Genomic DNA, 13,886 nt, shown 5'->3' with positions numbered 1-13,886 from the left:
GAAGAAGGGGGGTAACCTACCGGCTCCCCCTGTTTTAGCGTGCGCAAGGCTTTATTTATCTTCTCGGTTAATTAACGCTAGACCAATGTTAAGCCTGATGGCAAATCAGATCGAATCTATCAAAGCCTAGTTTGAGGTCGGCGATCAGGTCTTCTGCATTTTCCAAGCCGATATGAAGTCTAATCAGGTGACCTTCTTCCTCCCAAGTGGTTGTGGTACGCATTTTTCGTGGATCAACTGTCATCGCTAGGCTTTCAAAGCCACCCCAGGAATAGCCGAGTCCGAAAAGACTTAGATCATCAAGAAGAGCTTTGACTGCTTCAATGGGGGCGGACTTGGTAACAAACGATAGGAGGCCTGTTGCGCCGGTAAAGTCCCGGCGCCATAGGGAGTGATTTTTGTGGGATGGTAGCCCAGGGTAAATGACACGAGAAACTTGGTCTTGCTCTTCCAACCATTTTGCCACGCACAGGGCGCTGCGTTGATGTCGCTCCAGACGAACGTCTAATGTCCGAAGTCCTCGCAGTGCCAGATTCGCGTCGTCCGGGCTCACATATGTGCCCGATTGGAAATGGTAGGCTTTCAGTTGCGGCCATGCGCGTGATGATGCGGCGATGGTGCCGATAAGGGCATCAGAGTGACCAACGATATACTTGGTGGCAGCCATAATCGAGAGATCAACGCCATGATCGATCGCTTTGAAGTAAAGCGGCGTCGCCCAGGTGTTATCGAGCAGAACCAGTGCGCCATGGGCGTGTGCGGCCTTGGCGATTGCCGGGATGTCTTGAATTTCAAAGGTGTGAGAGCCTGGGGACTCAGTAAACACCGCCTCAGTATTAGATTGGAAAAGTTCGGAGATGCCCGCTCCAATTTGAGGGTCGTAGTAGGTTGTCTGAATACCCAGCCGTTTTCCTGCAGTATCCAAAAAATGGCGTGTCGGGGCATAAACACTGTCCGGTACCAGAATATGGTCGCCTGAGCCTACAACGGACAATATCGCGGTAACGCACGCGGATAGGCCGGAAGGGCACAGAACGGCCCCAGTGGCGCCTTCCAGCGTTGATATAGCTTCGCACAGGGCCTCGGTCGATGGATTGTTCCATCGACCGTACTGATAGCGCTGGTCGCCATTCTGCATACAGTCGACGCTTGGGAAAACGACTGTCGAACCTCGGTAGATAGGAGGGTTGACGAAACCGTAGTGGTCTTCGGGATGGCTACCTGCGTGAGCAATCACCGTCGCGCTTGAGGTGGTTAACTTATTGTTATTCAAGGCTTTTCTCTCTGATCGATGCGTGGCTAGACCAGTTAATTATATTTATTTCCTAGAGAAATTTTCTTTCGTATATTTCTTGCATGGCGGTTATCTAGTTAATATTATTAGGGCTGTCTAGGAAAATTCCGTATCCGATTAATTTAGATTTTTCTGCCATTGCCCGAGATGCGCCCATGATTGAGCTGGATAAGGTGGATCGAATGATCCTTGAGATCGTTCAGTTGAACGGTCGTCTCACCAACGCTGAGATTGCAGCTCGCGTCTCGCTTTCGGCCCCTGCAAGCTGGAAGCGATTGAAGCGGCTTGAAGAAGAGGTGATCGAGGGGTATCACGCTTCCCTTAACCGAAAAGCTATTGGTTTGAATGTTTTTGCTTTCATCAGTATTACGTTGGATACGCATTCTGAGGAGGCGATGGACAACTTTGAGAAGGGAATCAATTCACTTCCAAGTGTGATTTCCTGTCATAACATATCTGGGAAGTATGACTATTTACTTCAGGTGGTGGTTAAAGACATGGACGATTTCCATCAGCTGGGTATGTATAAGATCCGCCGCTTGGGAAATATTAAGGAGATGTATACGGGCTTTTCTCTCAAAGAGATCAAAAGGTGCCCGACTCTTCCTTTGTGAGTGCCAAGGTTACGCGCGATGTGGAACTTGCCTCAGCGATTGATGCAGTGCGTGCAGCCTAAGATCGACTGTGCTGCACGTGTCGATGCTTTTCAGTCTCTCGGCTTTAATGAAGCTGTTTGCTTAGCTGACAGTACCAGGGCAATGCCACCTAGTACTGTGAGGGAGCTTAGGCCAAGTCGAGTAGTAAAGGTTTCCCCTAGCAGTAGAACTCCGGCGATAGAGGCAATCACTGGCACGGTCAGCTGTACCGTAGCTGCGCGAAAAGATGAGAGATTTCGAACCGCCGCGTACCAGATAGCGTATCCCGCGCCTGATGCGATTGTGCCTGATACGACGGCAGAGGTAATACCGACAACGTCTGCATGGAAAGAGGATATGAAGGGCAGGGAGGTAAGCATGATTAGCGGCACAGACATCATGAAGTTGCCAGCTGTAGCCGCCAACGGATCAGTTAAGCTTTTACCGAGGATTGAGTAGACCCCCCATGCCACCCCTGATGTTAGCATTATTACTACGCTTGTCAGCGGCGGAGCGCTGGATCCAGGAAGAAGCAGCACGACAAGGCCAGTAACCGCCAACACTAGGCCTAGCAGTGCCAAGACGCCCATACGCTCTCCCTGCAGAACTCCGTACCCGAGCATGGTTAGCTGCACTGCGCCGAACAGAACAAGTGCGCCGGTACCGGTGTCTAGTTTCAGGTACGCGTAGGAAAACGCAAAGGCATAAACATAGAGTGATACAGCTCCCCCCCAGGAGCCTGTCGCCTTTTTTACTGGCCGCTGAAACTTAAGAATCACCCATAGGATCAGTGCACCACTCACCAAACGTATGACACTGAAGCTGATCGGATCGATAGCGCTGTGGCGCAGTGCGACGCGGCACAGCACTGAGTTCGCAGCAAAGGCGGTCAAAGCGATAGCGGTGAGAATGACAACGCGTTGTGTTTTTTTTGTGGTGAGAGCGGCAGATAGACGTGTATTCAAAAGAAGTCCTCCACTGGGTAGGGTCAGATTTCCAACCGAGAATCTGTTATAGAGTGTCAACCTTAAAGGTCGCTTCAGTCCATGTATTTGAGTTCAATTTCCAGAGCTTTCTGCAACTCCCTGTATGAATTCGCACCCATGATCAACTTAGAGAGAATCCCCTCTCTAAATACTGCGATTGAAGGAACGCCGTGAATATTTGATGCTTTCGCAACCGTGGGGGATAGGGCGACATCAACGTGTCTGAATGACGCGAGCTGAGAGTAGGCGTCAGCGAGCTTTTGGAAGACTGGCTTCATTCCGGTGCACGGGCCGCACCAAGGAGCAGAGAAGTAGACCACAAAAAGTCTATGGGGTACGCTAAGTTCTCTATACAGCCCGTCTGCATCTAAGTCATGAACGTCACTCATAGAAACATATCCAAGCTTGTTCTTAAAGTGCTGCGTAGGGCCGCCAGGTAGTACTTTGGCGTCCCTTCAGCGATGATGCTGCCAGATATTATATGATCTCTAGTTTAGGTGATACTTTGATTTCTCTCGCCATATTATGGAAGTTTGGCGAGGTTTTAATGACGTGTGCATGAAGCTCCTCGATTTGATGCTGAGGCGCGTCTGCGCAAATTTTTACTTTGTAGTTAATTTCATTTATGCCAGGGTTGAGGCTTTCATCAAGACCCAAGAATCCACGTAGATCTAGATTAGTGTCCGTTTCAATTTCAAGACTCTTGATTTTGATGCCCCTCGCCGCAGCGCCTGTTGCGTAACCCACCGACATACAAGCATTCAGGGCGGCAAGCAGCAGCTCCATTGGGCCGGGAGCTGTATTCTCACCCAGCAGCTCAACAGGCTCGTCCGAGACGATCTGGAAGTCTCGCGCTATTTGCCGACCGGCAAGCCTGCATTGAGTAACATTCGTAACGCTTTTGGTTTGGCCCATCCACTTAGTGTGGACATTGAAGCGGACTTCAGCTTTTGTGTCATCCGCCGCTACTTCGCGAGCGAAGTTCTCTAGATTAGTAACGTCGATACCATTCACAATGTTGTTCATGCTGACGGCCTACAGAAATTAATATTTATCGTTAATGTGCGAGCACGTTCATCAGCTGTCACATCCGTTTAGGCCGCAGGTCTGCCCTTGAAAAGATTCATCTTCGGTGGCATCCGAATGCATTCGTTGTAGCGCCAGTTTGAATGCGTCAACGGTTTGGGCTCCCGAAATGTAGAAGCCGTTGTTGAAGACAAACAGAGGAACGCCGTTTGCGACCTCACGAGCCTCTTTCTCATCCTTGGCGACTAGGTAAGGCAGCGTCTCATCATTCCAGGCATGCTGGACGAAACTTTCTGAAAGGCCGACTTCTCCCGCAATTTCCGCTAATGAGTTCACTTCGAAGATCGAGCGTCCATCTGTGGTGCAGGCCTTATAAAGGCGTTCGCTGAGAGCCTTTTTGATGTCGTTATCGTCGACTGCTTTGACGAGAGCATGTGCTTTTGTGGTGTCTCCAAAAAGCATAGTGTCAAAGTTGTAAACGAGGCCTGTTTCTGTGGCGTTCGCAACAACAGCCTGGATCATCCCCTTGGCAGACTGCTCGTTGCCAAACTTCTGCGCAAGAACCTGTTTTATCGGTGCAGCTTTTTGGCCAGCAGCGAGTCGAAATGCCTTGTAGTTAACTTGAACCAAGTCCTTGTGCTCGAAATCGGCGAGGGCAATCTCGAACCGACGCTTTGCAATCCAGCACCAAGGGCAGACGAAGTCCGACCAAACGTCAATCGTGATCAATTTGGATTCTGCGCTCATTTTGTATCACCTGAAAGATTCAGCAGCCCAGTTATTAGTCTGGGCGCGGACGGGAAAAGGATGGCTGCTCATTAGGAAAACAGCCCCTTTAGGTCATTCTTTGTCGAAGGCGTCTAGCACATGGGTGCTATAAACCAGAGCTGCGCCTGCGTTCATGTTGATTGCGACTCCCAGAGCTTCTGAGACCTCCTCAACCGTAACACCAAGCTTCTTAGCTTCGGCTACATGGAATGCAATGCAGCCGTCGCAGCGAGTGGTCACCGCTACCGCAAGAGAAATCAGCTCGCGGGTTTTCGCGTCTAGGTGATTGGTTTTTGCGCCAGCCCCACCTAGTGCCATTACGCCTTTAATGGTTTCTGGCGAAAGCGAGCCAAGCTGCATAACGCGGGCGTTGATGTCTTGTCGGGCCTGTTCCAATCTTGCATGTGATCCTCTCAGCTACGGCAAGGCGTAGAACTGAAACATTTAGTATGGTTACGTGAAAGCAAAACAAGCCTACCACCTAGTAGGTAGGAATAGCAATCCTGTTTCATTTATTAGGATTTCCCAGCCAACAGGCGCAATCACTTGCGCCGAGCCTCTGTGTCTGGTCGGCTGGACTTGGCTTGATATCTGGCTTTCAGAAGCTTCCGGCGGTCACGGAGCGCTGTGGATGCTGAGCTACCTGTGCTTTCCTCACCCCTGCCGCTTAGCCGTTTCCCGCAGTGGATATGAGTGAGCCGATGCTGTACGTGATCGACTCGACTGGCGGAATTGGTCTGAAGGGGAGCTACGGCCATTCGTTAGGTGTCTAGGATGGCTTCACGATTGAGCTCGTCATTGGTGGCGGCAACAACACAGCCTTGCGACCGCTGAAGAGTAGGGTGCCAGCCCTATGCAGAATTCTCGCACCTACGCTAACGCTGGGATTAGGACGATTGCATTAGAGCTAACGCAAAAAACGCCACTAATATGATGAGAAATATCATAGACCAGGAACTGCTACTGGCACTCTCTTTCCCTTGTCGCTGTGCCGATTCACTATCGCAGCAGAGGGGAGTTTCTTTCCCTTGTTCCCTAGCCTTCTTTAGGGCCAAAATTGAGCAGTATCGCATAAGACAATTCCTTTAGATCGAGGCAGTAACACTGTTATAGATATCTAGAGCTCCAGGCGGCAATGCATGAGGCAACATACTCCGCATCTCGACTGTTAGTTAATAGATGGTCGGCGGAATCCAGTGAAATGAAGCTTTTAGGGTGTTTAGCTGCTTGGTAAATCTTCTGCGCTTGTTCTATCGATACGATGTTGTCCGTGGGGGAGTGAAAGACAAGAAGCGCACGTTTCAAGTTCGCAGCACTGTTATCCTGCTGGTGGCTCTCAATGTCGTCAAGAAACTGCTTTTTTATTGTGAATTGTCTATCTGCAAGCGTTACGCTGTACTCACCAATGTCTCTGATGGTTTCCACCTGACCTTTGAACTGTTTCATGACATGGGACGCATCGGCGGGAGCGCCGATTGTAACTACCCCCTTTGCCTCTGGAATGTGCTTGGCCGCTGCTATAACTGCGGCGCCGCCTAAACTGTGTCCAATCAAAAGGGATGGTGCCTGGTGGAAATTACGCAAATATTCTGTTGCAGCTACTAAGTCGGCAACATTAGAAGAGAAATTACTGTTGGAGAAATCTCCATCACTGCCACCAAGACCTGTGAAGTCAAATCGAAGCACAGCGATATTATTGTCTACCAACGCTTTGGCAATTCGGGCGGCTGCTTTTATATCTTTTCCACACGTGAAACAGTGCGCGAACAATGCGTAAGCTTTAGCTGACTGAGGCGCCTCAAGCAGACCTGAAAGGTTCATGCCCTGGGAATTTGGAAACGTAATTTTCTGTTTGGTCATGTTTAGCTCCGTAGGAAGCATTGGTCTTGGAGTAGGCTTGCTGAGAGTTTTGCGTGTGTGAATTGTCGCAAAGGTGGTAGGGAATTGAGGGTCGAACTCGAATGGATCGAAGCCTACCATCTAGTAGGTGTGCTTGCAATCGTGATTGACAGCCTCGATTTTTAGAGGGGGGCGAACTGGCACAGGGCTGCACGGTGCTAAGCACTGAGGGGGGGGACTGATCACCAGAGCGTGTTTTATACGTTACTATTGGAGCGCCCGGTTAAATGCCGAACTTCACGGACAGCGTCAGACCAATCTTGTCATTCGCGACGCTTTTTGTCAGTTAACGACTTTTCCGTCTGGTTGGACAAACCTATTGGTTGGAGGCATGCCGAGCATTCGCAATGCCTTGGCCGGTCTGGCCAAGGGGTTGTTGCCAAAGAAATTGACTGCCACATGGTGGCCTACACCCTTCACACGGCAGCTTCGGCCATCGTACTATTCGTGCAGTCTCACCAGGCTCTGCCTGAGGCTCAAAACGAGCCTAACCAATAATCTAAAAGGAACCGATATGTCTAGGCTCGCTGAATTCCGCGCCCTTGAACAACAGCTCGCTGCACAGTTGGCTGAGCTGGAAAGCTTGAAAAACGATGATGGTCTCAAACGCGAGATCGAATTTGAGAAAAAGCTTCGCAACTTATTGGGCGAGTACAATTATAGCTTGCGTAACGTTGTTGCCATCCTCGATCCTCAAGCCGCTTCTCGCCGGGCAGCTCCTATCGCAGTTGCTGAAAAAGGCAATCGCAAGCCGCGCCAGGTCAAGCAGTACAAAAACCCGCACACTGGTGAAGTCATCGAAACTAAAGGCGGCAATCACAAGCAGCTCAAAGAGTGGAAGGCTGAACACGGTGCCGAAGAGGTCGAATCCTGGTTGGCTAAGTAACACTGTTTGAGTACAAATCAGGGCCCTGCGGGGCCCTTTTTTATGGGATAGTGAAATCCAGAGAAACCCAATCGGCGTCCCTCAGAAGCTGATTTTTTGTAAGGTTTCCAACCATCTACGGAAAGGAATCCTGTGATGGCAAAGCGTTGCGAACTCTCGGATGAGGCTTGGGCTGTGATTGGTGATCTCTTCACCGAAACCCATGGCCGGGGGCGGCCCCGTCTGAGCGACCGCCTGATGCTAGATGGCGTGCTCTGGGTGCTCTGCTCAGGTGCTGCGTGGCGAGATATGCCGGAGCGCTTTGGCCCGTGGTCAACGGTGTATCAACGGTTTCGGGTTTGGCGAAACCAAGGCACGTTCGATCAGATGCTCATACGCTTGCACCTGAGGTTCAATGAGCAAGGTTTGATTGATCTACAGACCTGGATGATCGACTCAACTGCTGTACGCGCAACCCGAGCCTCATCAGGCGCCGGGAAAAAAGGGGGCCTGACGAGCCTGCCGATCACGCTCTAGACCGCAGTCGCGGTGGCTTGACAACCGACGCCAACGGGACACCGTTGCACTTCCTCCTCTCTGGCGGTCAGGCCAGTGACATCAGCTACGCCCAACCCCTGTTGGACGAGGTCAGCATTCTATTGAGCCAACGTGACCGCCCGCGTAAACGCTGTAAATGGTTACTTGCCGACAAGGGCTACGACGCCGAAGCGCTACGCCGTTATTGCGACAGATATCGAATGCAACCCGTCATCCCGCTGCGCTCGATGAAGCGCAACCCCAAGCCTGGCTTACCAAGGCTGTTTGATCGGCCCAAGTACCGACAGCGCAACATCATCGAGCGCATGTTTGGCTGGCTGAAAGAGAACCGACGCATCGTGACGCGCTTCGACAAGCTCGCGAAAAGCTATGCCGCTATGGTCTCGCTGGCTTGTTCCATGCGGTGTTTGCGACATCTCTTTTCGTACAGAACCTAGTGTTAAACTTGTCTACGCAGAATGTTCATTACGCTACATTTCCATTTGTTTCGCTTTCTGGTAATTCGATGTTCGCACTGAATGATCAGCAGGCCATTATTAGTTATCCAGTTGGTCAGTGAAATGATGATGTGAGGCCTGGTTGGAATCTAGGCCTCACATGAATGAGTGCTAGCTTTTAAGTTGGGCTGGTACATAAAGCGTAGCAAGATTGAATTATGTCAATTTTGCCTAGCGAGTAGCAGACAAGCATTCCTAATAGCAGGGCAAGTGCGACCCATCCTGTCAAAGGTATTTTGTCTCGCCAGAAGCTAAATTTCTTCTGCTCTTCTACCCAGTCGATTTGATACTGCCAGAAAAATTTGTAATGAGCGTACCAGTCGCTGAAAAGGATTTGCTTGCTAATCGAGTTGGAATAGTATTCGTTTTCGATTTCCATTAGCTGATTGTAATGTTCTTCGTTCTTCGAGTCGTCTTGGCTGTTTTGAGCGGTGCGATAAAGGTCGCGAAGCGAGTTGAAGTTTCTAGTAATCGATTTGGCTGCCTTTTCGTAGTCGCTCTTTTTAGAGTCGTAGAAAGATATGTACAGTCCTATTACGCCAAGCACAACTAGAGCTGCAGATATGTCTTTAGCCGAGAGGGAGTCATATACCAGGGCAAAAACACCCATGGCAGTCGAGAAGAAGCCGATGAATCCTGGCACCTTGTCGACTATGTCGTAGGTCGCCCAATGCTTCCTTCCGCCGAAACCTACGTTGTAGCCGGTTTCGGCGATGCATTTCAACAGCGCGTCTTTTTTCATACGGTCTCGCTGATAGGGACAAGGACTTGGTCGCGAGCTACAACGACACCGTTTTTGAGAACGTAGCATTCAACGAGATGGTCGCCTTTGAAAGTCGTTGACTCACTGACCTCATGCCTGCCGTAGTCATTGAAAATCTGCCCGCGAACGCAGTCACGCTTTTCGGCTTCCTCGCCAATATTAAGAACTTTCCACTTAATATCATACGGCTCTGGAACACTGTTCTTCGTGATGTGAAATTTCAAGTTCTTGCGAGCCCTGAGCGGCATTCCCATCGCGATAAGCTCGCTGAGCAGGCGCTCACGGAAGCCGTTTTGGATCACTTCGCAGTCGATGGTCAGTGGGTAGCGGATATCAACTGGAACTTGATCTTCAATCTGCTGCTCGGTGTCGCGGAAGCTGCGAGTATTGGTGATTAGGCTCTCCATGCCGGCTTTGGCCAAAAATACCCTCGTGCTCGGAAACTCAGGGCCAAAGACCTTTTTCCAGCGATCGCCCTCGTATTCCTTACCAGTTGCTTCAATGGCCTTCACGCACAAGTCATGGGCTTTTCCCGCAGATTTCTGAAACTTCTGTTTTACCTTCACGTGCTGACGGCTTCCCAGCGCAGCCCAGCGATCCTGATTGGGCAGTTTAGACGCATACCCGAAGAAGTCTCGAATCATGCAGTCGTGCCAAGAGAAGCTCTTGTCGGCATACAATGTAGTCGACTTCAGGAAATTATGCGCTAGGGTGTCGATTAGAAGTCCACCAATCCCGATCCCGTGCTTGTTCTTCCAGGCGCGGATCATTTTGCAGAGATAGCGAAGATTGCGGTTGTTCTCATCGTTGGTTGTTTTCGTAGCCTCGATTTCTTCTCGCGGCTTGGTGATCTTCCATGATCCACCATTGTAGGTGTCCGGGTACTTGAAGCTTCCGTCGGCCTGCTCGAAAACAGGTTGTACTTCCACGTGGAAGCTGGCGAACGTAACGCATACCACTAACCGATCAACGTAGATGTTTGTGTTAGGGTACCGTTTCAGTAGCGAATTTTTGACATCTGTCAAAAGGCTGAATTGACCTCCAGATTTATTGTATGTTTGCCAAGCAGATCCTGGCATGATGTACAGCATGTCGAGATCTGAGATGCCTTTGATAGCTGTCCACCGACCATAAGACCCAACCTGTAGGTTGTATCGTGTGCGAGATTCGAGATCGCGGAATCGCTTGTTCAGTGAAAGCGTAATTTCCTCGTACCTGGTCTCAATGGTCTCATGGTTGGTGATTTTGATATTGTCGAAGAACGTTTTGAAATTGGTAGCAGTCGACATCGTGGTCTCGGTTTTAATTGTCCATAACATAAAGGCCGGGCGCAATCGATTAGGCAGCCCTAAGCTGCTTTAAATAAAAATCCACAACGCAAATCGATAGCCGTCCTTCATACGAATCAAGAGAAGAACAAACTGCATTTAAAAGGGGGCAGCATCTTGGCGTGCCCCTGGAACTGTTTAGAAGTCGAAAGATAGCTGCCCTGGATGGCACCGGAAATGGGATGTCACATTCTCCCAGCGTCCAAACCGAAACCGGTGATAGGCATGCACGAATACTGTCTTACTACGAGGTCGGTTGCGGGGGCGGCGGCGGAGAAGGCTGAGCGAGCTCATTGGCCACCTCCCTTCCGACGCTTCACCCTTAACCGCCAAGCTTTCAGGCCGAAGGCGTCCAGCAGACGCTTGCCACTGCACCTGAAGCGGCAGTAGATGGACTCGAAATTTTCGTCGTTCGACTTCTCGTTCTGTGTATCCATACCGCACTCCTAATGAGTCGGTAGGCAGTAAGAAGCTCGGATAATTTTTATGACACAGCCCTTGACCGCTCAGCCCTTTCAGGCTTAAAACGATTGTGCCACTGCGGGCTGGTACGTATACTCCCGCGCCACCTCCTGTCCTAACCGACTTGGGCAAAAGCGATCTTCAGAGCCTAGTTTTCCAGACAAAATCTCTGTTGACCGCATCGAGACCTCTCTCACGTTGGCGCGTGGGAGGGTTTTTTTTTCGCCTGTACATCTGTACAGACGCCTTCATGTTACCACTTTTTCGTATGAGGGAAGTGCAACCGAACATGGCAAGAATTTTGTTCAAATCCGCTTCGCTCTAGACCGAACACAAGATATGCCAACTCCTGGGTAAAGTGCAAGGCGAGCACCTGTGGATAACTTGTGTTTTTTTTGGAGCGCCTGTGGGCTATTTCCGTTACGCGTAACGGCGAGTATGGGCTTTCCCCTTAAAGTGGACAAAAAATGATCGCTGTACGTTTTTTGTACAATCTAGCGCGTTAGAAATTTCTAGACTACTACATGTTGTGTTTCCAGCGGTGGCTTGAGCATATTTGCACAGCGCATTTCTGTGGATAAGTCGGTTTATAACCTGGCCGCCCTGTGCAGAAGTATGCTCTGAATACCTCTGGTTCTAGATGCCATTTCTGCCAAAAGGGACGGTTATTGAGTAGCTAATGACAGGAAAAATTATTCAGAATCCGTAGCTTTCCCTTCTGGTCGGGAAGAGGTCTTTGATTTAGGTTCTGTACGAAAAGAGATGTCGCAAACACCGCATGGAACAAGCCAGCGAGACCATAGCGGCATAGCTTTTCGCGAGCTTGTCGAAGTGCGTCACGATGCGTCGGTTCTCTTTCAGCCAGTCAAACATGCGCTCGATGATGTTGCGCTGTCGGTACTTGGGCCGATCAAACAGCCTTGGTAAGCCAGGCTTGGGTTTGCGCTTCATCGAGCGCAGCGGGATGACGGGTTGCATTCGATATCGGTCGCAATAACGGCGTAGCGCTTCGGCATCGTAGCCCTTGTCGGCAAGCAACCATTTACAGCGTTTACGCGGGCGGCCACGTTGGCTCAATGGAATGCTGACCTCGTCCAACAGGGGTTGGGCGTAGCTGATGTCACTGGCTTGACCGCCAGAGAGGAGGAAGCACAACGGTGTCCCGTTGGCGTCGCAGAGCATGTGGATTTTGGTTGTCAGGCCACCGCGACTGCGGCCTAGAGCGTGATCGGCAGGCTCGTCAGGCCCCCTTTTTTTTTCCGGCGCCTGATGAGGCTCGGGTTGCGCGTACAGCAGTTGAGTCGATCATCCAGGTCTGTAGATCAATCAAACCTTGCTCATTGAACCTCAGGTGCAAGCGTATGAGCATCTGATCGAACGTGCCTTGTTTTCGCCAAACCCGAAACCGTTGATACACCGTTGACCACGGGCCAAAGCGCTCCGGCATATCTCGCCACGCAGCACCTGAGCGGAGCACCCAGAGCACGCCATCGAGCATCAGGCGGTCGCTCAGGCGGGGCCGCCCCCGGCCATGGGTTTCGGTGAAGAGATCAGCAACCACAGCCCAAGCCTCATCCGAAAGTTCGTAACGCTTTGCCATCACAGGATTCCTTTCCGTAGATGGTTGGAAACCTTACAAAAAATCAGCTTCCGAGGGACGCCGATTAGGTTTCTCGGGATTTCGTACAGAGCCTAGCTTGATTTCAGCCCATGGCAGCCCCAATGAGTGCCCTGAGAGTGGGATCCTCGGCTGAGGAGGGGAGGATCTATAAGAAAGCCGTGACAAGACATCTCTCCCTGTTGTCTGGGGTGGGGGAGGGGTAGCCGGGTTGGTGGTTTAACCCCGATGGAGTCCACACTTAATGGATCGCGGCCTCAACCAACTGGGTGTAGCAGCCGAGAGCAGTACGTCTTATCGCGATGGAACGCTACTGAGAATAGATTAGGAGCGTTTCCTTTGAGAGGTGCGCGATTGGGCTGGCAACGAGGTGATGACCTGATGGGCAGATGTCCAGATGTCCAGCCAAGACCATCATCTCGCGCTCCGTTAATGCCGAGGGGCGCAGTCAAGCGTTTAGCCGTTCGGTAAGATGCAACACCCTAAGCTGCAACTAGTTGCGTCTTTCTGGGCGAGAAAATGAAAAAGCTTGAAAGGCCCGGTTTTATTGGGTTAAGCTTGTTTTCAAGGTGAGCAGTGAAAAGAGCGAACCACCCGTATAAGGGGGCTCTCCTTAGAGAAGGGTTCGAATCTCTACGCTTCCGCCACTTCTAAAGCCCTGATTATTCAGGGCTTTTTGCGTTTCTGAGGGTAGGGAAAAAGGCCTTGGAAACACACTTGGGAATTCTTTTCTTTCGCATTGTCCCCCCTATTGTTCATTCTGAGCCAGGATGATGCTGATCATGGCCACTAAACTGCGCTCTACTCCGTCAACCTCAAGCAGGGCCCGCAGCTTTTTGTGTGTCTTCTGCTGCTTCACGCCCAGGGCAACGCCCTCGATGTAGTTCCTCCTCAGCACCCGCACGTCCGCAGGACGCTGTCCTGTCAGATACGCCAAATCCATGGACAGCATGGCTTGAAGCGTTATACCCAGTTTCATTCGGGCGTACTGGCTGCCAACCAATAGTCATCTGCCGCAGCGTTCGGTGAAGTGCCAATGGAGCTCTTCAAGCTAGCCGCGCTGGTAGCTACTGGCCTTCTAGCCGGTCAGCTCAGACAGCTCGTTGTCAGTATTTCGATTTACGTGGGATAAGCCCCACGCCGCAAATGGTGGCGGAGGCGGGGGAGGAAGTAGTCGCAGCTGGAGC

At 50.9% G+C, this 13,886-nt stretch carries 14 protein-coding genes; 3 read left to right on the top strand and 11 right to left on the bottom strand.

Going from position 1 to position 13,886, the window contains the following annotated elements; translation table 11 throughout:
• Nucleotides 1–88: 88 nt before the first annotated feature.
• Nucleotides 89–1,273: a cystathionine beta-lyase gene (gene metC, locus KH389_RS16100; protein WP_100633722.1), complete on the bottom strand. Its 1,185-nt coding sequence runs from the start codon at nt 1,271–1,273 to the stop codon at nt 89–91.
• 176 nt (nt 1,274–1,449) lie between these two features.
• Between metC and KH389_RS16095 the strand changes: the two genes are divergently transcribed.
• A complete protein-coding gene (locus KH389_RS16095; protein WP_213605817.1) occupies nt 1,450–1,908 on the top strand; it encodes an Lrp/AsnC family transcriptional regulator in 459 nt (152 codons plus the stop codon).
• A 92-nt stretch (nt 1,909–2,000) separates the two neighbouring features.
• On the opposite strand, the gene KH389_RS16090 is transcribed toward KH389_RS16095, so the two are convergent.
• The 6 genes from KH389_RS16090 to KH389_RS16065 form a co-directional block, all read right to left on the bottom strand.
• Nucleotides 2,001–2,894 carry a DMT family transporter gene (locus tag KH389_RS16090; RefSeq protein ID WP_100633726.1) on the bottom strand — a complete coding sequence of 298 codons (894 nt, stop codon included), beginning with the start codon at nt 2,892–2,894 and terminating at the stop codon, nt 2,001–2,003.
• Nucleotides 2,895–2,968: 74 nt separating this feature from the next.
• On the bottom strand, nt 2,969–3,304 hold the full coding sequence (locus KH389_RS16085) for a thioredoxin family protein (protein WP_100633728.1): 336 nt from the start codon (nt 3,302–3,304) through the stop codon (nt 2,969–2,971).
• A gap of 88 nt (nt 3,305–3,392) precedes the next feature.
• Nucleotides 3,393–3,941 carry an OsmC family protein gene (locus KH389_RS16080; RefSeq protein ID WP_100633730.1) on the bottom strand — a complete coding sequence of 183 codons (549 nt, stop codon included), beginning with the start codon at nt 3,939–3,941 and terminating at the stop codon, nt 3,393–3,395.
• Between the two features lie 51 nt (nt 3,942–3,992).
• Nucleotides 3,993–4,688 carry a DsbA family oxidoreductase gene (locus tag KH389_RS16075; RefSeq protein WP_100633732.1) on the bottom strand — a complete coding sequence of 232 codons (696 nt, stop codon included), beginning with the start codon at nt 4,686–4,688 and terminating at the stop codon, nt 3,993–3,995.
• Between the two features lie 93 nt (nt 4,689–4,781).
• Nucleotides 4,782–5,069, bottom strand: coding sequence for a carboxymuconolactone decarboxylase family protein (locus tag KH389_RS16070; RefSeq protein ID WP_100634010.1), 288 nt, complete (start codon nt 5,067–5,069; stop codon nt 4,782–4,784).
• 747 nt (nt 5,070–5,816) lie between these two features.
• Nucleotides 5,817–6,569, bottom strand: a complete 753-nt coding sequence (locus KH389_RS16065) for an alpha/beta hydrolase family protein (protein WP_100633734.1) — start codon at nt 6,567–6,569, stop codon at nt 5,817–5,819.
• Nucleotides 6,570–7,122: 553 nt separating this feature from the next.
• Between KH389_RS16065 and KH389_RS16060 the strand changes: the two genes are divergently transcribed.
• Both KH389_RS16060 and KH389_RS16055 read left to right on the top strand, forming a co-directional pair.
• Nucleotides 7,123–7,494, top strand: a complete 372-nt coding sequence (locus KH389_RS16060) for a histone-like nucleoid-structuring protein, MvaT/MvaU family (RefSeq protein ID WP_100633735.1) — start codon at nt 7,123–7,125, stop codon at nt 7,492–7,494.
• A gap of 135 nt (nt 7,495–7,629) precedes the next feature.
• Nucleotides 7,630–8,468, top strand: a protein-coding gene (locus KH389_RS16055; protein WP_100633737.1) for an IS5 family transposase whose coding sequence is annotated in 2 segments (ribosomal slippage) — nt 7,630–7,978 and nt 7,978–8,468 — 840 coding nt in all. Because the reading frame shifts where the segments join, the coding sequence is not laid out codon by codon here.
• Nucleotides 8,469–8,646: 178 nt separating this feature from the next.
• On the opposite strand, the gene KH389_RS16050 is transcribed toward KH389_RS16055, so the two are convergent.
• The 4 genes from KH389_RS16050 to KH389_RS16035 all read right to left on the bottom strand — a co-directional run bounded on the left by KH389_RS16050 (nt 8,647) and on the right by KH389_RS16035 (nt 13,678).
• On the bottom strand, nt 8,647–9,270 hold the full coding sequence (locus KH389_RS16050) for an SLATT domain-containing protein (protein ID WP_100633739.1): 624 nt from the start codon (nt 9,268–9,270) through the stop codon (nt 8,647–8,649).
• Nucleotides 9,267–10,580: an SMODS domain-containing nucleotidyltransferase gene (locus KH389_RS16045; protein WP_100634012.1), complete on the bottom strand. Its 1,314-nt coding sequence runs from the start codon at nt 10,578–10,580 to the stop codon at nt 9,267–9,269. The genes KH389_RS16050 and KH389_RS16045 overlap by 4 nt, the downstream gene beginning before the upstream one ends.
• Nucleotides 10,581–11,822: 1,242 nt before the next feature.
• Nucleotides 11,823–12,681 (bottom strand): IS5 family transposase gene (locus tag KH389_RS16040; RefSeq protein WP_100633741.1). Its coding sequence is split into 2 segments (ribosomal slippage): nt 11,823–12,338 and nt 12,340–12,681, totalling 858 coding nucleotides; the frame shifts between segments, so codons are not numbered across the junction.
• 766 nt (nt 12,682–13,447) lie between these two features.
• Complete coding sequence (locus KH389_RS16035; protein WP_153002488.1) at nt 13,448–13,678, bottom strand: site-specific integrase; 231 nt, start codon at nt 13,676–13,678, stop codon at nt 13,448–13,450.
• Between the last annotated feature and the right edge of the window lie 208 nt (nt 13,679–13,886).

It is taken from the genome of Pseudomonas qingdaonensis (assembly GCF_018398475.1).
GTDB lineage: Bacteria > Pseudomonadota > Gammaproteobacteria > Pseudomonadales > Pseudomonadaceae > Aquipseudomonas > Aquipseudomonas palmensis.
Note: the sequence above shows the minus strand (reverse complement) of the source record. Positions and strands in the feature narration are given on the sequence as shown.